The organism is Dehalogenimonas sp. NIT-SK1, from assembly GCF_055384165.1.
On record NZ_AP042352.1, the window covers coordinates 1,226,964 to 1,244,172 of the forward strand.

Annotated in this window: 24 protein-coding genes, 3 tRNA genes and 1 other annotated feature; of the genes, 6 read left to right on the forward strand and 21 right to left on the reverse strand. The window is 54.9% G+C overall.

The window, feature by feature from the left end; all coding sequences use genetic code 11:
• Nucleotides 1–29 precede the first annotated feature (29 nt).
• Nucleotides 30–737 carry a DUF502 domain-containing protein gene (locus ACZ48S_RS06325; RefSeq protein WP_464211791.1) on the forward strand — a complete coding sequence of 236 codons (708 nt, stop codon included), beginning with the start codon at nt 30–32 and terminating at the stop codon, nt 735–737.
• On the opposite strand, the gene ACZ48S_RS06330 is transcribed toward ACZ48S_RS06325, so the two are convergent.
• The 20 genes from ACZ48S_RS06330 to ACZ48S_RS06425 form a co-directional block, all read right to left on the reverse strand.
• The gene (locus tag ACZ48S_RS06330; RefSeq protein WP_464211793.1) at nt 684–932 is read right to left on the reverse strand and encodes a hypothetical protein; all 249 of its coding nucleotides are present in this window, start codon (nt 930–932) and stop codon (nt 684–686) included. The two genes, ACZ48S_RS06325 and ACZ48S_RS06330, sit on opposite strands and share 54 nt — an antisense overlap.
• 167 nt (nt 933–1,099) lie before the next feature.
• Complete coding sequence (gene rplL / locus ACZ48S_RS06335) at nt 1,100–1,477, reverse strand: 50S ribosomal protein L7/L12 (protein WP_464211795.1); 378 nt, start codon at nt 1,475–1,477, stop codon at nt 1,100–1,102.
• A gap of 33 nt (nt 1,478–1,510) precedes the next feature.
• Nucleotides 1,511–2,053: a 50S ribosomal protein L10 gene (gene rplJ, locus ACZ48S_RS06340; protein ID WP_464211797.1), complete on the reverse strand. Its 543-nt coding sequence runs from the start codon at nt 2,051–2,053 to the stop codon at nt 1,511–1,513.
• An 11-nt stretch (nt 2,054–2,064) separates the two neighbouring features.
• Nucleotides 2,065–2,195: a sequence feature (ribosomal protein L10 leader region), on the reverse strand.
• Nucleotides 2,196–2,234: 39 nt separating this feature from the next.
• Nucleotides 2,235–2,945, reverse strand: coding sequence for a 50S ribosomal protein L1 (gene rplA / locus ACZ48S_RS06345; RefSeq protein ID WP_464211799.1), 711 nt, complete (start codon nt 2,943–2,945; stop codon nt 2,235–2,237).
• A gap of 1 nt (nt 2,946) precedes the next feature.
• Nucleotides 2,947–3,369 carry a 50S ribosomal protein L11 gene (gene rplK / locus ACZ48S_RS06350; protein WP_464211801.1) on the reverse strand — a complete coding sequence of 141 codons (423 nt, stop codon included), beginning with the start codon at nt 3,367–3,369 and terminating at the stop codon, nt 2,947–2,949.
• Nucleotides 3,370–3,402: 33 nt separating this feature from the next.
• Entirely contained in the window at nt 3,403–3,936 is a 534-nt protein-coding gene (nusG, locus tag ACZ48S_RS06355; RefSeq protein ID WP_464211803.1) for a transcription termination/antitermination protein NusG, read from the reverse strand.
• Between the two features lie 41 nt (nt 3,937–3,977).
• A complete protein-coding gene (secE, locus tag ACZ48S_RS06360) occupies nt 3,978–4,205 on the reverse strand; it encodes a preprotein translocase subunit SecE (protein WP_464211805.1) in 228 nt (75 codons plus the stop codon).
• A 23-nt stretch (nt 4,206–4,228) separates the two neighbouring features.
• Nucleotides 4,229–4,393: a 50S ribosomal protein L33 gene (gene rpmG, locus ACZ48S_RS06365; protein WP_464211807.1), complete on the reverse strand. Its 165-nt coding sequence runs from the start codon at nt 4,391–4,393 to the stop codon at nt 4,229–4,231.
• A 1-nt stretch (nt 4,394) separates the two neighbouring features.
• Nucleotides 4,395–5,597 carry an elongation factor Tu gene (tuf, locus tag ACZ48S_RS06370; RefSeq protein WP_464211809.1) on the reverse strand — a complete coding sequence of 401 codons (1,203 nt, stop codon included), beginning with the start codon at nt 5,595–5,597 and terminating at the stop codon, nt 4,395–4,397.
• Between the two features lie 33 nt (nt 5,598–5,630).
• Nucleotides 5,631–5,706 (reverse strand) — tRNA-Thr (locus ACZ48S_RS06375).
• Nucleotides 5,707–5,762: 56 nt separating this feature from the next.
• Nucleotides 5,763–5,847 (reverse strand) — tRNA-Tyr (locus tag ACZ48S_RS06380).
• A 14-nt stretch (nt 5,848–5,861) separates the two neighbouring features.
• A tRNA-Thr gene (locus ACZ48S_RS06385) sits at nt 5,862–5,934 on the reverse strand.
• Between the two features lie 163 nt (nt 5,935–6,097).
• A complete protein-coding gene (locus tag ACZ48S_RS06390) occupies nt 6,098–6,790 on the reverse strand; it encodes a PIG-L deacetylase family protein (protein WP_464211811.1) in 693 nt (230 codons plus the stop codon).
• The gene (locus tag ACZ48S_RS06395; protein WP_464211813.1) at nt 6,783–8,018 is read right to left on the reverse strand and encodes a glycosyltransferase; all 1,236 of its coding nucleotides are present in this window, start codon (nt 8,016–8,018) and stop codon (nt 6,783–6,785) included. Before ACZ48S_RS06395 ends, ACZ48S_RS06390 begins: the two co-directional genes overlap by 8 nt.
• Nucleotides 8,011–8,991 (reverse strand): GNAT family N-acetyltransferase, encoded by a 981-nt coding sequence (locus ACZ48S_RS06400; protein ID WP_464211815.1) that lies wholly within the window; start codon nt 8,989–8,991, stop codon nt 8,011–8,013. Before ACZ48S_RS06400 ends, ACZ48S_RS06395 begins: the two co-directional genes overlap by 8 nt.
• Before the next feature lie 41 nt (nt 8,992–9,032).
• The gene (locus ACZ48S_RS06405) at nt 9,033–9,434 is read right to left on the reverse strand and encodes a CoA-binding protein (protein ID WP_464211817.1); all 402 of its coding nucleotides are present in this window, start codon (nt 9,432–9,434) and stop codon (nt 9,033–9,035) included.
• A gap of 59 nt (nt 9,435–9,493) precedes the next feature.
• The gene (locus tag ACZ48S_RS06410) at nt 9,494–10,360 is read right to left on the reverse strand and encodes a 2-oxoacid:ferredoxin oxidoreductase subunit beta (protein ID WP_464211819.1); all 867 of its coding nucleotides are present in this window, start codon (nt 10,358–10,360) and stop codon (nt 9,494–9,496) included.
• Nucleotides 10,357–12,087 carry a 2-oxoacid:acceptor oxidoreductase subunit alpha gene (locus tag ACZ48S_RS06415; protein WP_464211822.1) on the reverse strand — a complete coding sequence of 577 codons (1,731 nt, stop codon included), beginning with the start codon at nt 12,085–12,087 and terminating at the stop codon, nt 10,357–10,359. Before ACZ48S_RS06415 ends, ACZ48S_RS06410 begins: the two co-directional genes overlap by 4 nt.
• Before the next feature lie 24 nt (nt 12,088–12,111).
• Nucleotides 12,112–12,273 (reverse strand): rubredoxin, encoded by a 162-nt coding sequence (rd, locus tag ACZ48S_RS06420; protein ID WP_464211824.1) that lies wholly within the window; start codon nt 12,271–12,273, stop codon nt 12,112–12,114.
• Nucleotides 12,274–12,598: 325 nt separating this feature from the next.
• Nucleotides 12,599–13,267 carry a cysteine hydrolase family protein gene (locus ACZ48S_RS06425; RefSeq protein ID WP_464211826.1) on the reverse strand — a complete coding sequence of 223 codons (669 nt, stop codon included), beginning with the start codon at nt 13,265–13,267 and terminating at the stop codon, nt 12,599–12,601.
• A gap of 209 nt (nt 13,268–13,476) precedes the next feature.
• Between ACZ48S_RS06425 and ACZ48S_RS06430 the strand changes: the two genes are divergently transcribed.
• Entirely contained in the window at nt 13,477–13,884 is a 408-nt protein-coding gene (locus ACZ48S_RS06430) for a hypothetical protein (RefSeq protein WP_464211828.1), read from the forward strand.
• A 73-nt stretch (nt 13,885–13,957) separates the two neighbouring features.
• Complete coding sequence (locus tag ACZ48S_RS06435) at nt 13,958–14,146, forward strand: hypothetical protein (protein WP_464211830.1); 189 nt, start codon at nt 13,958–13,960, stop codon at nt 14,144–14,146.
• Between the two features lie 33 nt (nt 14,147–14,179).
• Here the strand turns inward: ACZ48S_RS06435 and ACZ48S_RS06440 are convergent, their stop codons facing one another.
• Nucleotides 14,180–15,013 (reverse strand): DUF72 domain-containing protein, encoded by an 834-nt coding sequence (locus tag ACZ48S_RS06440; RefSeq protein WP_464211832.1) that lies wholly within the window; start codon nt 15,011–15,013, stop codon nt 14,180–14,182.
• Nucleotides 15,014–15,129: 116 nt separating this feature from the next.
• On the opposite strand from ACZ48S_RS06440, the gene lexA reads away from it, so the two are divergent.
• The 3 genes from lexA to ACZ48S_RS06455 are packed head-to-tail and all read left to right on the forward strand — an operon-like array spanning nt 15,130 to nt 17,205.
• Nucleotides 15,130–15,762, forward strand: coding sequence for a transcriptional repressor LexA (gene lexA / locus ACZ48S_RS06445; protein WP_464211834.1), 633 nt, complete (start codon nt 15,130–15,132; stop codon nt 15,760–15,762).
• Between the two features lie 28 nt (nt 15,763–15,790).
• Nucleotides 15,791–16,969 carry a DNA polymerase Y family protein gene (locus ACZ48S_RS06450; protein ID WP_464211836.1) on the forward strand — a complete coding sequence of 393 codons (1,179 nt, stop codon included), beginning with the start codon at nt 15,791–15,793 and terminating at the stop codon, nt 16,967–16,969.
• Nucleotides 16,918–17,205, forward strand: a complete 288-nt coding sequence (locus ACZ48S_RS06455; RefSeq protein WP_464211838.1) for a hypothetical protein — start codon at nt 16,918–16,920, stop codon at nt 17,203–17,205. Before ACZ48S_RS06450 ends, ACZ48S_RS06455 begins: the two co-directional genes overlap by 52 nt.
• Nucleotides 17,206–17,209 lie beyond the last annotated feature (4 nt).

Consider the following 17,209-nt stretch of genomic DNA (forward strand, 5'->3'; position numbering starts at 1 on the left):
ATAAGTATATTCCCATCTGAGGATTGACCATGGCCGATAAACCTGAAGCAGAAAGTGAAGAGCCGCAGCAGACCTGGCTGGTCAGGAACATACGCCGCAATTTCATTACCGGTCTGCTGGTTACCGTTCCGGCAGCGCTGGTGTTATTGGCTCTGCTGTGGTTTTTCAATACTATTGACAATATTCTTCAGCCTTTTATCCGCCTGGCTTTCGGCCAGAATATCACCGGGCTTGGTTTCATTGTAACACTGGTGCTGGTATACCTGGCCGGACTTTTGGCGTCCAACATCGTCGGCAAACGCCTTATCCAGTTTGGTGAAGCCGTTGTCGGCCGCCTGCCGGTACTGCGCCAGATTTACAATGCCGCCAAGCAGGCCATGTTCAGCCTTTCCGGGGCTAATAAAAGCACCCGGGCAGCGTTTCGAGAGGTGGTACTGGTGGAATTCCCTCGGAAGGAAATGTGGACGGTGGCTTTTATCACCAATGAACTTCACGATACATCCGGCAATAAGCTGATTTCCATTTATGTTCCGACGGCTCCGGTGCCGACTTCGGGCTATTTTGCCATCGTTACCGAGGAACAGATACGCCGTACGGATATTTCAGTAGATGCCGCCATGAAAATGGTTATTTCCAGCGGCATCGCTGCTCCGCCGGAAATAGGAATCGGACTGACTGGAGAGTTACTGCACGACAAGCAGCCCGATAACAATGACCGCCACGCCGACAACCAGTGAAATCCAGCCGCCGGTACGCAATGACCCGGGCTCCGGCCTCTCAGGATTATGGGTAACGAATTCCCGGAGGTCGCGCTTAGTGGACAAGGCATCGTAATAACCTTTTTCCTCGCGGAACCCGACGGCCAGCATTACCCCGCCGGCAATTATGAAAAAGCCACCCAGTATTAGGACAATCAAGCTATCGCCGGTCATCGGAGGCCTCCTTATTATCTTGACCTGCCGAAATTATAGTTATTCACCATTAAGTAAGCAAGGAATTAACTCACTGCGGGCATTTTCTTGTCACTCTTTTTACTAAATAACACAGGGTAAACAGGCTTTGGCCTGTTTACCCTGCCTATTATTCTTATTCGAGGTTTTTACTTAACTTCAACAGTGGCGCCGGCGCCTTCCAGCTTCTCTTTGATGCTGGCTGCCTCTTCTTTGCTGGCGCCTTCCTTCACGGCCTTGGGCGCGGCCTCAACCATATCCTTGGATTCTTTGAGTCCCAGGCCGGTCAGTTCCCGGACCACGCGGATAACGTTGATCTTGTTGGCACCTACGTCTTTGAGTATAACGTCAAATTCAGTCTGCTCTTCAGCCGGAGCCGCGGCTTCACCACCGCCGGCAGCCGGGGCCGCCGCTGCCATGGGAACAGCAGCACTTACGCCGAATTCTTCTTCCAGAGCTTTAACCAGTTCCGCCAGTTCCATGACGTTGAGTTCCTTGATTTCCTTAATAATGTCGTTGACAGCCATTTTTAATCCTCCGTTTATATTTATATCTTTTATTTACTTGGCTTCTTCTAATTGCTGGAGACGACCGTTAAGAACAGTCACCAGACCCTGTATGGGCGCGTTGAGAGTACCGACCAATTTATACAGCGGGCTCTGAATACCGCCCAGCATCTTGGCAATCAGTACGTCTTTGGGCGGAAGTTTGGAAAGAGATGTTACTTCCTCCGCACTTAAAAGTCTTTCACCCAGGAAACCGCCGGCCACGGTCATACCGGACTTGGCCGCGGTGATGTGCTCCAGCACCAGCTTGGCCGGTACAGCGACGTCTTCGCCATAACCATAGGCCATGGCGATAGGCCCGTCCAGCACCGGAACCAGTTTATCCTTGCCGGCATGAGCCGCGGCGCTTCTGACCAGCGTATTCTTGACCACTTTATAGCCGACACCGGACTTGCGCAGCTTGATCCGAAGCTTGGTCAGCTCGGCGGTACTGGCACCCCGGTAATCGGTAATCACAGCGGAACTGGATTCGTTGATAATCTTGCCCAGTTCATCAATCGTCTGCTGTTTTTTCAATCTAACTTTGGCGTTGGGCATATTTTATACCTCCTGAAAATAATAAAGTCCTTGCTCGCACAAGGACAAAATCAGATTTCTCTGTGTTTGCTGTTTCCTCGGCGGGCATCTATTAAGTCCCATATGGGACGCCGGCTGTCTAAGGATATTCAATTATAAACAATGATAGCACCTGTCAACGGGCAGTGCAAGCCCGTCATCATCATGCGGCCAGTGACATGATTGAACGAAGGTCCAGTTTTATCCCCGGTCCCATGGTGGTAGTAAGGAAAGCGCTCTTAATATATTGTCCCTTGGCCCCGGACGGTTTAGCCCTTACGATGGCATCGACCAGCGCGGTCATATTGCCCAGGATTTTTTCCTCTTCAAAAGAGGCTTTGCCGAGTATTACATGGATAATGGCGGTGCGGTCTAATTTGAACTCAACCCGGCCCATGCGGGCTTCTTTGATAGTCTGCGGCAGATCGGATGCCGGCACCACGGTACCGGCTTTGGGATTGGGCATAAGGCCTTTACGACCCAGCGCTTTACCCAGTTTACCAACTTTAGCCATCATTTCCGGAGTAGCTATGGCTACGTCAAATTCCGTCCAGCCGCCGTTGATTTTCTCCACCAGGTCATCGGCACCGACAAAATCAGCTCCGGCGTCGCGGGCAATTTTTTCCGCATCTCCCTGGGCAAAAACCAGCACCCTTACTTCTTTACCCAGGCCGTGAGGCATCAAGGCGACTCCCCGGACAACCTGGCTGGAATTACGAGGGTCCAGCCCCATTTTAAGGTGCATTTCAACGGTTTCATCAAATTTACAGGTAGCCGCCTGCTTGGCCAGGGCTATTGCCTCAGCCGGCGCGTAGTCCTTGCCGGACTCCACCATTTTTTCTACTGCTTCGAAACGTTTACCACGGTCTGCCATATTATTCTACCTTTATCCCCATACTTCTTGCGGAGCCTTCAATAATGCGTTCTGCCCCGGCCACGTCAACGGCGTTTAAATCTTTCATCTTAAGTTCGGCAATCTCCCGCACCTTGGCCCGGGGGATAACCATGGGAGTACCGCCTCCGGCGTCCCCAGCTCCTTTCTGGATGCCGAGCGCCTTTTTCAGCAGGTCGGTTGCCGGCGGCGTCTTGGTTACAAAATTGAACGACCGGTCTTCAAAAATGGTTATCTCGACCGGTACCACCGAACCTTCCATTGAGGCGGTGCGTTCGTTGTACTCTTTGCAGAAGCCCATGATATTAACACCATGCTGACCCAGTGCCGGGCCGATCGGCGGCGCCGGATTAGCCTTGCCTGCCGGTATCTGCAGCTTAACGATTGCCTTTACTTTTTTAGCCAATTTTATATCTCCTTGAATCCAGGAAAAACCGTATTACAGTTTCTCCACCTGTAAAAAGTCCAATTCTACCGGGGTTTCCCGTCCGAAAAGCGACAGCAAGACCTTGACCTTGCCTTTTTCGGTATTTACCTCATCCACCATGCCGATAAAGTCAACAAAGGGACCGTCAACCACCCGGACGCTCTGTCCCTTCTTAAAACCGACTTTAACCCGGGGCGCTTCCGCTTCCATTTGAGTTATGATGCGGTCCACTTCCTGCGGCTGCAAAGGAGTCGGCTTGCCGGCGGTGCCGACAAACCCGGTAACCCCAGGGGTATTACGCACTATATTCCAGTTGCGGTCACTCATTAGCATCTGAATAATTACATAGCCGGGCAGTATCTTGCGCCTGACCGTACGCCGCTGGCCGTTTTTGACCTCGACTTCTTCTTCAGTCGGCACTTCTACCCGCGCAATTTCATCAGAAAGGTCGAGCGTTTCAATACGCTCGGCCAAATTCTTTCTTACCCGCTCTTCATGACCGGAGTAAGTATGAACTACAAACCAATTTTTTTCGTTAACCGTCAAAACATGCACCCTTCAGCCCGCATAGAACCCAGCACAGGCTGCTAATCCAGCAGGAATGTATCCACCAGGAAAGACAAGCCATAATCCAACGCGCCCAGCACCAGTCCCACGCTGAAAGCCACCACCAGTACCATGATGGTGAGTTTGCGCACTTCATCCCTGGTAGGCCAGGTTACCTTCTTAAGTTCGGCAATAATATTGCCAAAAAAATTGGGCTTGGCTGAGGCCGCCGGCTTGTTAGCCGGCGGCTTGTTGCTTGATTTCGGCATCGTTGCTTTCCGCCTTTGTCCCGTTACTTAGTTTCCCGAAATAAACGGTGCGTCCGGCAACGGGGACAGTATTTATTGATCTCCAGACGACGCGCGTCATTACGCTTGTTTTTTGAAGATGTATAAACCCTCTCGCTGCACTCAGTGCAGGCAAAAGTGATCACAATCCGGTTTTCCGCTTTAGCCATATTACTCCAGAATTTCGGTGATGGCGCCGGCGCCTACGGTGCGGCCGCCTTCGCGGATAGCAAAACGCAGACCTTTTTCCATAGCCACCGGGTAAATCAGTTTTAGCTTCATTTTAACGTTGTCGCCGGGCATAACCATTTCCACGCCGGCGGGCAATTCGATATTACCGGTTACGTCAGTAGTGCCGATGTAGAACTGCGGCTTGTAACCGTTGAAGAACGGAGTGTGACGGCCGCCTTCATCTTTGCTGAGGACATAGACCTCGGCCTCGGCATGAGTGTGCGGCTTGATTGAGCCGGGCTTGGCCAGTACCTGACCACGTTCAATGTCGGTTCGTTCAACGCCGCGCAGCAGCAGGCCAACGGCATCGCCGGGTTCAGCGCTATCCAGCAGCTTGTGGAACATTTCGACGCCGGTAACCACCGTCTTGCGGGGCTCATGGTGCAGACCGACAATCTCGACTTCCTCGCCGACTTTGATAATACCTCGGTCAACACGACCGGTGGCCACGGTGCCGCGGCCCTTGATGGAGAAGACGTCTTCCACCTGCATCAAGAACGGTTTGTCCTTGGGGCGTTCCGGCTGAGGCACAAATTCATCAACAGCGTCCATAAGTTTAATGATGCGGCCGCACCATTCACAGTCCGGCTTGCCGCAGGCGCAATCAAGGGCCTTGAGCGCGGAAACGCGGACTACCGGGGTGTCATCGCCGGGGAACTTGTATTTGGTCAGCAGTTCGCGGACCTCAAGCTCAACCAGCTCCAGCAGTTCTTCATCTTCCATGGCGTCAACCTTATTCAAGGCAACGACGATGGCGGGAACTTCAACCTGTCGGGCCAGCAGTACATGCTCGCGGGTCTGCGGCATGGGACCGTCAGGAGCGCTGACTACCAGGATAGCGCCATCCATCTGGGCGGCGCCGGTAATCATATTCTTTACAAAGTCAGCGTGACCGGGACAGTCAATGTGGGCATAATGCCGCTTCGAGGTCTCGTACTCAACGTGCGAGATAGCGATGGTCATGCCGCGGGCCTTTTCTTCCGGAGCGTTGTCGATGGAATCAAAGCTGCGCTTCTGAGCCCAGCCGGAAGAAGACAACACGGTGGTGATAGCCGCGGTCAGGGTGGTTTTGCCGTGGTCGACGTGCCCGATGGTGCCGACATTAGCATGAGGTTTTGAGCGTTCAAATTTTTGTTTAGCCATTTATTATTTTATCCCCCTTTAATTTTCAAATTCTGGAGCCCACAATCGGACTTGAACCGATGACCCCGTTCTTACCAAGAACGTGCTCTACCTGCTGAGCTATGTGGGCAACCCTAGTATTATAGTTTCTTCAAGCTATGTTGTCTAGCCAACAGATAAAAAAACTGGAGAGGACTGGATTCGAACCAGTGAAGCCCTTTCGGGCGGCAGTTTTACAGACTGCTCCGATTAACCACTCCGGCACCTCTCCATGTGCAACGGCCAAGCCCGAGAGGGGATTCGAACCCACTAACCTACCGATTACAAGTCGGTTGCGCTGCCATTGCGCCACTCGGGCAGATTCCGGCTTTTCCCCAAAGGAAATCCGGTTCTGCTTTCAAACAGAAAGATATTATATGAAATATAAAGAGGGTGCGTCAAGGATTAAAGCTGGAAAAAATCCAAGCCTTGTCATTTTTCTCTTTTGAATAACCGGTCTAATACATCCGGGCACCGGTCAATTACCAGGGTATTTCTATCCGCCGGAAGGATTCAGCCAGCGGGAAGTCCTCCCCTTCGGCCGCCGCCGAAGCCCGGGCCTGGATACGCTCCAGCCGGTCGGTAAAATCATCACCAACCTGGCTGCGGTGGCAGCGGATGGCCCGCACCTTGAGTTCAAAAGTGGCGGTTATGTCGGATTTATAGTTAGAATCCTCAGCCCCGGCCAGCCAGACTTCGCCCACTTTATGAGGTTCGTAGCCCGAAGCCAGCAGATCCGGGTAGGCCAGATGATCGCGGGCGTAAGGGAAAACGGCGTCCATGGCAGACTCACCGCACTTGCGGTGGTCACGGTGCCACCAGATATAACGCTGATAAGGTGAATGAGTGATTACCAGGTCCGGCCGGTACAGCCGGATCAGTCTGACCAGTTCCTTGCGCAGTTCCGGGGAAGCCTCCAGCCCCTGGTCGGGATACCCCAAAAACACCACATCGGAAACACCAAGGGTACTGGCGGCATCACGCTGCTCAGCCATGCGCATCTCCACCAACCTGGCCGGCGGCAGGCTGCGGTCAGAAGTTCCTTTATCTCCGGCGGTACAAATGACATACACCACCCGCCGGCCTTCTTTTACCAGCCGGGCAATAGTGGCTCCGGAGGAAAACTCCGGGTCATCCGGATGGGCCATAATAACCATAACGTCAGCTTTATCCATTAACCGTCACCTCATCTATGTTTGCCGCCGGAACCAGCGAACGATAAACGCTTTCTACCCGGGCTGCCACCGCGTCCCATCCGAACCGACTGACTGAATGATGCAGCGCTCGGCGGTCAACCCGGCAACGTTCATTGAGCCAGGGTTCCAGTGCCGTGGCTATATCCAGCGGCTGGTTGCCGGGTATAACCGTGCCCGACCAGCCTTCCTTAGTAATCTCACCAGCCGCTCCAACGTCAGTCGAAACTACCGGAGTGCCACAGGCAACCGCTTCCAGCGCCACCATGCCGAAAGTTTCAGAATAGGAAGGTACTGCCACCACATCAGCGGCAGAGTAGTAAAACGGCAGCTGCGGCTGCGGAACGGCGCCAATGAAATCCACCCGGCCGCTTAAACCCAGTGCCTCAGCCTGCTGTCGAAGTAGCGCCTGGGCTTGCCGTCCGTAATCATCACCGCCGACTACAACCAGTCGGCTCCGGCGGTTGTCCAATAGCGCCAACGCCTCAACCAGCCGGTCAATGCCCTTCAGCTTATCCAGCCGGCCGACATAGAGCACGGTCGGCTCCGGCGGCAGATTCAGAATACGGCCGGCAGCCATACGGTCCACCGGGTGGAACATCTCCAGGTCAACACCGCAGGGGGCTACGCTGATCTTTGTTGCTTCGCAGCCATGGTGCCGGATGATGGAGCTTTTTTCATATTCAGTGCCGCCCAGGATATGACAGCAGGAAGCGGCAATCTCTGCCTCGGTCAGCAGCCTCAGGCCGGGTTCAGGCTGACCCAGGCCCAATTCATTCTTGGCCGCCCCGACAGTGTGAAAAGAAAACACATGAGGAAGCCGGCGGTCTTCAGCCAGCTTCCGACCTACCTCGCCGGAAAGCCAGTAGTGGGAATGAACCAGGTCATATTCAGCCCCGTCGGCGCGGCAAAAATCATCCAGGTTTAGTTCAAACTCCCGGAGATGATTGTATTGCGTCAGCTTGCCCATTTCCGCCACCGCCCCTGCCCGTATATGAATCAGCCTCACCCGTTCAGCCAGCGGCTCCCACTGCGGATCAGCCGGGTCATGAGCCCGTGTAAATACATCAACACGGTGGCCCCGGCGCCCCAGCGCCGCGGCTAATTCGCGGATATAGACGTTCATTCCGCCGGTATCGCGTCCTCCCGGCTGACCCACCGGACAGCTGTGAACCGACAGCATGGCAATTCTCAAAGCTTCTTCACTCAATGTTCAATTCTATCTCCGCCCGGGCAATAGGCATCTCTCCGCCGCCCAGGTGGTATTTATAAACCTCGGCTCCTTTAAGAAAATCATAGCGCCGCATCCGCCGCGCCACCGCGTCCTGGATGGAAAAAACCTTTGACAGCAATCCGACACTCAGATTGGCTCTCGCCGGCTCATAACCGCTGTTATAGAGATAGCGGGTTTCATTATAATCAAAACACATGACCGAAGCTACCGTCAGTCCGTCGAGTCGAAGGTGACCGAATTTCAACCAGCCGCTGTCCTGCATGGCAGCGGCCAGCCGACAGAAGAATTTCTCCATTTCAGCAGTCATGAATTCGGCTTTATCCTGCCGACTGACGCGCAGCAGGCGTATCAGCTCAGCCAGCTCTGCCTCCCGGTCCCGCGGTTCTGATATTTCAAACTCAAGTTTTCCGGCTTCGGTCAGACGCCGCCCCTTGCGCTTAATCTCATGCCGCTGATGCGCCGTCAGGTCCAGCAGGTAGGTGTCCCAGTCAGACGGCAGCGCCATCTCCAGAGTAACATCGGTATCGGTCAGCTTCACCTCAAGTCCGCGTCGACGGGCCAGCGGCAGCAGCCGCGTAATTACAGTTGAATCCGGCCTCAAGGCCTCCAGTTCCAGCCGCCGCGCACCGTCAGCGGCCAGTTCGGCCAGCAGCCGCTCAAAAAAAGAATCTTCCCAACCCTCCTTGACCACAAAATCCAGGTAATCACAAACATTGGCGCTGCCGATAAAACGCGCCGTGCCGTCACTGACCCGGAGCGTCGCCAGGCCGACCGGTTCTTTGTCGGCATAAAAAAGTCTCAGCCACAGCTCATCAGCATCGCCGAAGCTCTCGTACCAGGCGGCAAGCCAGCCGGAAGCAACAAAAGGGAAAGGAGGGCGCAGACCTTCCATCAGACGAGGCTGCGTCGTCAGTTCAGTCATGGTGAGGGTTTTTACTGTTAAAGACATATAATAAAGGATAACATGACAGCTTTATCTTGTCACCGCTGTCAGTGCTCTCCGCCGACGGCAGCGGCGTGAGTTTTGGCTATGCAGCGGTCCATAACCACTTTCAGTCCGGCCGCTGCCGCCTTATCAGCCGCGGCCTGGTTGATTACTCCCTCCTGGAACCAGATTACCGACCCCCCGATGGAAACAGCTTCATCAACAATAGGCATAACCTTTTCCGGCGCCCGGAAGACATCAACTATATCCACCGGCTCCGGTATTGAAATCAGGTCAGGGTAAGTTTTGACCCCCAGCACTTCTTCGGCATTGGGATTGACCGGAATCACCCGGTAGCCGGCATCCATCAGGTAGGCCATAACCCGGTGGGAATGCCGCCGCGGGTCCGGCGAGGCGCCGACAACGGCAATAGTGCGGGCTTCCTTTAATATTTTTTCTTCCCTCAATGCAATGCTCCTGAAAAGACTGCGACGATTCTAATCGCGCCGCCGATGACCGAACCGATTCAGCGAAACTCCTCGAACAACGGCCTGATGTCCCGCGGTTTAAGTTCCGGCGTTACCAGCGGCTGACGGCCGTCGGTACCCAGGTATTGATCAAATGTTTGCCGCTGGTGACGATAGATGATGCCGATGGGAATACGCTCACCCCATTCCAGTGCCTTGCCGAAGGCAGCTGTCCGGTCCTCCGGGTCATATGCGGAGGTGTCTTCCAGTTTGTAAACCCTCTCGCGGTACCATTTGAAGGTGTTTTTCTTATTGAAGCTAACACACGGCTGCAATATTTCCACCAGGGCAAATCCCGGGTGTTTGACCGCGGCGGCTATCAGCCCGGAGAGATGATCAGGATCACCGCTGAAACCGCGGGCAATGAAACTGCAGTCCGCCGCCACCGCCAATGCCAGCGGGTGCAGCGCCACCCAGGCTCCCTCGGGATTAAGCTTGGTGGTAAAGCCCAGGTCGGTAGTCGGCGAAGCCTGTCCCTTGGTCAGACCGTACACCTGGTTGTTGTGTACCAGGTAGGTAATATCCGGGTTGCGGTTCATGGTATGAATAAAATGATTACCGCCTTCGCCGTAGGCATCACCATCACCGCTTTCCGCGATAACGGTCAGGCCATTGTTGACCGCCTTGGCTCCCACCGCCGCCGGCAGCGGCCGCCCGTGCAGGCCATTGAAAATGTTGCTACGGGTGTAATGCGGCAGTTTGGCCGCCTGGCCGATGCCGGAAACCATCAGCACCTGGTGCGGCTCCAGTTTCAGTTCCACCAATGCCTGGTTGACCGCCTTCAGGATACCAAAGTTGCCGCAGCCGGGGCACCAGGCGTTATCGGAGGCCGGGGTATATTCTTCCAGGGTTACTTTAGCTTTCATGATCCCACCTCCTTCGTCAGGCATTCCAGGATATATTCCGCCGACAACGGCCGGCCGTCATAACGATTGACGCCGATATCCGCGGCGTAACCGGTCTCAGCTCGTATAATACGGGCCAGCTGCCCCTCGGCGTTGCTCTCAATAACGACAACTTTTCCGCCCCGGGACAGCATCTTCGCCACTCCGTCCGGGAAAGGCCATATCTCGGAAAAGTGCATCCGGCTGATTCTTTTTCTTTGCTGCGTCATGATCCGAGCCGCCTCATCAACCGCCCCCCGGGACGAACCCCAGCTGACCAAGATATATTCAGCGTCGGTTACCGGACTGAAATGCGGCGGGGATATCTGCTGTGCCAGCCCGGACTGCTTTTTCCGCCGCTTCTCCACCATCAGCCGCCGGGTTCGGCCGTCTTCAATGATATGACCTTCCTCAGAATGCTCATCGGAGTCCGCTGAAACCAGCGCTCGGCTCAGTCCCGGCAGCGCCCGGGGAGAAACTCCGGACTCAGTATAAGCGTAGCGCTTATGTTCGGCTCCCTGGCGGTCAGCTTCGGCCACCGACAGCCATTCTCCCCGGTCCAGTTTCACCTCAGCCAGGTCAAACGGCGGAGTGGCATAATAAGCTGAAGCCATCAGGTGGTCAGTTAACACAATTACCGGTGTCTGGTAACGCTCAGCTAAATTGAAGGCCTTGACCGTCAGCCGAAAAGCCTCTTCAGCATTAGCCGGGGCCAGCACCGCCCGGGGGAACTCGCCGTGGCCGGCGGATATGGCGTAGCTGAGGTCCGCCTGTTCAGTCCGGGTGGGCAGTCCGGTGGCCGGTCCGGCCCGCTGGCCCAGGATAATGACCACCGGCGTTTCCGTCATTCCAGCCAGCGCCAGTCCTTCGGTCATCAGGCTGAAACCACCGCCGGAAGTAGCCACCATGGCCCGCGCTCCGGCGTAACCGGCGCCGACAGCCATATTGATGGCCGCTATCTCATCTTCGGCCTGGATGACCGGCAGGTCAAAATCCCGTCCTTTGTCAGCCAGGTATTCCAGGATGGGAGTTGAAGGGGTCATGGGGTAACCGGCAACCAGTCCGCAGCCGGCCGCCAGCGCGGCAAGGGCCACGGCTTCATTGCCGGTCAGCAGCAGCTTGCCGGAAGATTTGCCGGGTCTCAGCCGAATCCGGTAGCCCGGCGGACGGTGAGCCGCGGCGTAATCATATCCGGCACGGGCCGCCTTTCGGTTAGCCGCGACAGCCGCTTCACCATGACGTCCATACTCGTGCTCCAGCACCCCATCAAGTTCGCTTAAATCATAATCCAGCAGACCCAGCGCCGCGGCGGAAACTACGGTGTTAGCCATTTTCAGGCTGCCGGCAGCTTCACGGGCGATGCTCTCAACGGGAATATCAACCACACTGACACCTTCATCCGGCTCAATGCCAGTCTTATCCCGGTCATAAACAATGACGCCGCCGGGTGCCAGCTCGGCCTGGTGCCGCTCTAAGGTCTCGGCGTTAAGTGCCAGTATTATGTCAACTTTTTCCCTCGGTCCATCCATCGGGCTTTGGGTAATACGCACCCGGGAAAATGAATGGCCGCCGCGGATACGGGATTCAATGTCCTGGTCAGAAAAGACTTCATAGCCGCCACGCGCCGCGGTTCGCGCCAATACCGCCCCGACCGACTGCACCCCCTGCCCGGCTTCACCACCGATGAGAATATTCAAATCTACCGGCATAATCTACCTCCGGCTGCCGCGGGCTTATTCTACCTTTTCAAACTGGTCTTTACCGGCGCCGCATACCGGGCAAACCCAGTCATCCGGCAGGTCTTCAAACGCGGTGCCGGCGCTGACGCCGTTGTCAGGGTCTCCCTGCTCCGGGTCATAAATATAATTGCAAATGGTACAACGGTATTTAGCCATAACTTTTACCTCTCTCATTTCAGCATAAAACCGGAAAGGGTTTATGTCAAAAGTTTTTTCCATACCGACTGGCAGTTATCGGAAATCAGTTCTCATCAGCCGGCCGGTAAAGTAATCGAATCCGACAGGCGAAACGAAGGAAACGACTCTATTTTTACGTTCAAAAACCCGCTGCCGGTGTATTTGAATGTCTCAAAACAATTCCCCGGACGGCTAACTTTCTTCCAATATTTTGTATTACTATACACTTATTTTTTATTAGTACGCTTGTAGCTAATTGTCAACGGACAGACGTTACACTTCCAAGATAAAATAAAAATATGTATTACCGACCGGCCACCTGCGCGGCTATCATGTCAACGGTGGTTACCCAGGCGAATCCGAAAGCCAGATTCAAAAGACTGGCCAGGTGCATTTCTTCATTGATTGAGCCCATTCCGTCAGCCGGCAGAAAAACGCGGTAATCCCGGTAATAGGCGTCCCGGGCGCTGGACTCGCAGCACATATTGGTCATTACTCCGGCGATGACTACGTCTTCAATACCCTGGCAGCGCAGCAGAGTTTCCAGGTCGGTATTATAGAAGGCGGAATACCGGTGCTTGGCAATAACCTTCTCACCGGGCACGGGGGCGATATCCGGGTGAATTTCGCTTTCCGGGCTGCCTTCAAGGCACATTCCCTGCCACCACCATTTCATGATGCCGGCGTCCAGGCCGTCCGGATGGTGGACATGCTGCGTAAAAATAACCGGCCGGCGTTGGCGGCGGAAGGCATCAATAAGGCGTTTTACCCCCGGCAGGATAGCCGGTCCGCCGCAGGTGAAGGTGGGCGATGCCGGGTCAAGGAAAAAGCGCTGCATATCAACCACCAGCAGGGCGCTTTTTCCCGGTTTCAGTCTCATCTGGTGCTGGTTGAACGGCTTAATCCTTTCCAGCCAGTCTTGAGTCCTGGAGCTGATGTTTTTCGCGGTTACATAGGGTTCGGTATTTGCCATGACAATCCCAGCCTCCTTACGATCACTGGATACAGGCTATTATATGGTTAGAACGCCCCCGGGGCAACGCTTCAGGAGATTTCCTGTCACGGACTTAACCGACCGATTCACCAGGTCTGCCCAAAAAAATAATGTTATACATCGAACCGGCCGGGAGTATAATAAGCTGGGCAGTGGCTTGCCTTCAGGTATTATAAAGGAGGCATATTATGATTGAACGGGTTCATGAACACATCATAGCCGAACTGCAGCAGAACGCCCGCACCGACACCGTTTTTATTCTTACCGCCATTATCCTGAATCTGCTCAGCCTGGCTGTCAATTCCGGCATCGCCTCATCGGATGAAATGAGCGCACGGGAAATAGTTTTCGCTTCTTTCATTTTCCTGGTACTGGTAGTCAACTTCGTGGTGATTAACGGGCTGCTGAAAGGACGCGAAATGCGAATGAAGCTGGTCAACGGCCTGCTGAAAATGTATAAGGACCAGGACGTTGACGGTTATTATGACTCTTCACTGCTGATGGGCTACGGCAAGCGTTACAACCTTTTCATCCTGGCAGTGGTGTCCACGGGTTTGGTGGCTATCATTGTACCGGTAGCCTTGCTGGGCGGCTGATAAAAAGCCGCCGCTAAGTACTAAATGACTATTGCGATTGAATCCGCCGGCGGGCTAAACTTAACTTCTGCAAATGGCTAAACTGGATAACGGCGACAAAAGAATACCTGAAGAATTTGACCTGCCTAGCTGGTTGAACTATCCGCGGCTGGAAGAATGGTACGCCATGACCAAAGTGGACAGCGCCCTTTTCAATGAATTCGGATTTGATAAAGCATTCCTGGCTTTTAAAAAGTCTCTGCTGGACAAACTCAAGCATTGAGAAAGCAATAACAATGCTGCTTCGAATACCGGCTCACTCCAACAAACGATTCTGCTGCCCGAAAACCCGCTTCAAATCCTGGGCGTTCCGGGGCGCGTATCCCTGCCAGTGATTGTTGAAAAAGACAAACATGTTTCGGCTTTTTTCAGCAGCGGCGCTGACCCGCCCGGCCAGTTCCCGGATTTCTTCCCCGGAGTACAGATAGCGGTACCTGGTTTCATTGCTGCCGCTCCACCAGTCTTTGGCGTTGCGGCCGTGAAACCGGAAATAGGATATCGGGGAAGTCACGGGCAATTCCCGGCTGATTGAGGAATTGAACTGTGGCTCATCAATCCACACCCAGGCAGCGCCAGCCTCTGACAACAGCCGGGCAGTATCCGGGTCCTCACTCCAGCTCTTATGCCTCAGCTCCACCGCCAGCGGGTACTTGCCGAAAGTACTGAGGATGGCTTCAAGCGTCTGCCGGCCGCTCTCAGTATTCTGAAAACCGGGCGGAAACTGCGCCAATATCGCCCCCAGCTTGCCGGTCCGGACAATCGGGGCAAGGCCGCTTTCAAATACCTTCACGTCTTCATAAGATATGACCGCCGCTTTGCCGCAGGCCTCTTCATACATCTTCGGGTGAGTGAATTTCTGCCACAACTTGGCGGTGAACTTAAAGTCATCCGGCGTCCTGCGCGCCCAGTTCTCAGCATAACCGGGATTGACGGGTGCGTAGAATGAGCTGTTGATTTCCACGCAGTTGAATAACCGGCTGTAAAAACCCAGTTCATTCCGGGTGCCCGGCGGGTAAAAATACCTCTTCCAGGTGCCCTCGCCCCGGGGATAGCTCCAGCCGGAAGTGCCGATGTAAATCATGGCCGTCATGACTTCCGTATTATACTCCCCCTTCAGCCCTCAAAAAATATTTTGCTGAAAACTATTGACAACATCACCTCAGTAATTATAACATATGTAATATACTACATAAATAGGTAGCGGCTATGGAAGAACTGACAGAAAAACAGCAGAAGGTTCTCAACTATCTTCGAATGTACATTGAACAGCACGGCTACGCGCCGTCCATGAGGGATATCGCCGGGGCCTGCAGGCTCAAGGCAGCCTCCGTGGCCCAGTACTACCTTGACGTCCTGGAGAAGAAAGGCTTCATCAGCCGCATCAAGGGCATATCCCGCAGCATCGCCTTCCCGGCCGCTCCCGGCAAATCACTCAAGCCGGTTCCCCTGCTGGGCACCATCGCCGCCGGCAGCCCGATAACCGCGCCCGACAATGATACCTGGAACATGACGCCGGATGAAATAATCGAAGTATCGGATGACATCCTGCGCGGCCGCACCAACGTTTTTGCCCTGAAGGTCCGGGGCACTTCAATGATTGACGCCCTGGTGGATGACGGCGATACCGTGCTGCTGACCCAGGAAAACAGCGCTGAAGACGGGGCCATGGTAGCGGTATGGCTGCAGGACCGCAACGAGGTAACACTCAAAAAGATCTACCGTGACGGCAGCCGTATCCGTCTCCAGCCGGCCAACCAGTACATGGACCCCATCTACTGCAACCCGCAGGATATTGAGATCCAGGGACGGGTCATCGGCATTATCCGCAAACTGGACTGATTAACCTTTTTACCCGGGAGAACAAGCCATGAAGCTCTGCTGTGTCCTGTTGCCCAATTTCGCCTTCCAGTGCGAGGTCCTGAAGCGCCCGGAACTGGCCGGCCGTCCGGCGGTGGTTGTCTATTCCACCGGCTCACAGAAGCGGGTATTGGACCACTCGCCGGGACTCCGGGGAGTAGGAAGAGACACGCCGCTGCAGCAGGCATTATCACTGCACGACGGGCTGGAAATCCTGCAGGCCGACATGGCCCGCTACTGGAGCGTATTCAACAGCATACTTGATTCGCTGGAACAGCTCAGCCCCCTGATTGAAGGCACGTCCCTGGGAGATATTTACATCGGCTGTGACGGGCTGGAGATGCTCTATCCCGATGACAGCCGGCTGGTATCGGCCGCCAGGCAGCGGATACCGGCCTCTTTTGAAGCCCGTTTCGGTATCGCCGGGAGTAAATTCCTGTCCCGCGTCATGGCCTGGCAAAGCGGCCCGGACGGATTCAAGGCGGCTTCAGGCAATGCCGCCGGTGACTTAAAAGACCTTTCCTGCGACGCGCTGCCAGTATCTCTGAAAAGCAGGAGCCGCCTGCGTGATTTCGGGCTGCATACCCTGGGACAGGCGGCATCCCTGTCACGCCCGCAGCTGGAAGCCCAGTTCGGAACGGAGGGCCGCCGCATCTGGGAACTGGTCCGCGGCCGGGACGACACGCCTTTTTACCCCCGGATGTCCGAGGAGGTGATTGAAGAAAGCACCAGCCTGCTGTCACCGGCCACCTCGCTTGATGTGCTGCTGATGAGCCTTGAGTCATTACTCAACCGCGCTTTTGCCAAGTTCGGGCAGAAAGGCAGCGGCGTCCGCTGCATTGAGCTGTGGAGCCGCAGCAGCGCTTCGGAGCACTGGCAGAAAACGGTGCACTTCAAGGAGCCGGCCATGAGCATCGCCGCTTCGCTGAAGCGCATCAGGCAGGTGATAGAAAACTACCCCCAGCCGGGACCGGTGGAAGAACTTGGTATGAAGATTACCCGGCTGGGCCGTCCCGACGGGCAGCAGAGCAGCATCTTTACCGAGGTCAGGTCTGGCGAAAAACTGAACAGCGATATCAAGCAGCTGGAACTGAAAATGGGCGCGCCCCAGCTATTTCAAATAAAGGAAGTTGAGCCATGGTCCAGGATACCGGAACGTCGCTACACGCTGAAACCCTTAAGCCGGTAAATCAGCCGGAAACGGTAACAGTAAGAGAAAACGATTCGGCCCAGCCGGCGTCCGTCAGGCTGAACCGGCGCTGGCTGGCGGTGGACGGGATTGAAGAGGCATGGCGACTGGATGATGAATGGTGGCGGCCCCGACCGCTGGGGAGACTCTACTATGCCGTTATCCTGGTCAGCGGACGGAGGCTGACGCTGTTCAAGGACCTGGTTGACGGCCGCTGGTATCACCAGAGCTACTAGGAAA

Bases quoted from the DNA above. Each gene is read 5' to 3' on its own strand.
- ACZ48S_RS06325 (WP_464211791.1), top strand. From the start codon at position 30: ATGGCCGATAAACCTGAAGCAGAAAGTGAAGAGCCGCAGCAGACCTGG.
- ACZ48S_RS06330 (WP_464211793.1), bottom strand. From the start codon at position 932: ATGACCGGCGATAGCTTGATTGTCCTAATACTGGGTGGCTTTTTCATA.
- rplL (WP_464211795.1), bottom strand. From the start codon at position 1,477: ATGGCTGTCAACGACATTATTAAGGAAATCAAGGAACTCAACGTCATG.
- rplJ (WP_464211797.1), bottom strand. From the start codon at position 2,053: ATGCCCAACGCCAAAGTTAGATTGAAAAAACAGCAGACGATTGATGAA.
- rplA (WP_464211799.1), bottom strand. From the start codon at position 2,945: ATGGCAGACCGTGGTAAACGTTTCGAAGCAGTAGAAAAAATGGTGGAG.
- secE (WP_464211805.1), bottom strand. From the start codon at position 4,205: ATGCCGAAATCAAGCAACAAGCCGCCGGCTAACAAGCCGGCGGCCTCA.
- rpmG (WP_464211807.1), bottom strand. From the start codon at position 4,393: ATGGCTAAAGCGGAAAACCGGATTGTGATCACTTTTGCCTGCACTGAG.
- tuf (WP_464211809.1), bottom strand. From the start codon at position 5,597: ATGGCTAAACAAAAATTTGAACGCTCAAAACCTCATGCTAATGTCGGC.
- ACZ48S_RS06390 (WP_464211811.1), bottom strand. From the start codon at position 6,790: ATGGATAAAGCTGACGTTATGGTTATTATGGCCCATCCGGATGACCCG.
- ACZ48S_RS06400 (WP_464211815.1), bottom strand. From the start codon at position 8,991: ATGTCTTTAACAGTAAAAACCCTCACCATGACTGAACTGACGACGCAG.
- ACZ48S_RS06410 (WP_464211819.1), bottom strand. From the start codon at position 10,360: ATGAAAGCTAAAGTAACCCTGGAAGAATATACCCCGGCCTCCGATAAC.
- ACZ48S_RS06415 (WP_464211822.1), bottom strand. From the start codon at position 12,087: ATGCCGGTAGATTTGAATATTCTCATCGGTGGTGAAGCCGGGCAGGGG.
- rd (WP_464211824.1), bottom strand. From the start codon at position 12,273: ATGGCTAAATACCGTTGTACCATTTGCAATTATATTTATGACCCGGAG.
- ACZ48S_RS06425 (WP_464211826.1), bottom strand. From the start codon at position 13,267: ATGGCAAATACCGAACCCTATGTAACCGCGAAAAACATCAGCTCCAGG.
- ACZ48S_RS06430 (WP_464211828.1), top strand. From the start codon at position 13,477: ATGATTGAACGGGTTCATGAACACATCATAGCCGAACTGCAGCAGAAC.
- ACZ48S_RS06435 (WP_464211830.1), top strand. From the start codon at position 13,958: ATGGCTAAACTGGATAACGGCGACAAAAGAATACCTGAAGAATTTGAC.
- ACZ48S_RS06440 (WP_464211832.1), bottom strand. From the start codon at position 15,013: ATGACGGCCATGATTTACATCGGCACTTCCGGCTGGAGCTATCCCCGG.
- lexA (WP_464211834.1), top strand. From the start codon at position 15,130: ATGGAAGAACTGACAGAAAAACAGCAGAAGGTTCTCAACTATCTTCGA.
- ACZ48S_RS06450 (WP_464211836.1), top strand. From the start codon at position 15,791: ATGAAGCTCTGCTGTGTCCTGTTGCCCAATTTCGCCTTCCAGTGCGAG.
- ACZ48S_RS06455 (WP_464211838.1), top strand. From the start codon at position 16,918: ATGGTCCAGGATACCGGAACGTCGCTACACGCTGAAACCCTTAAGCCG.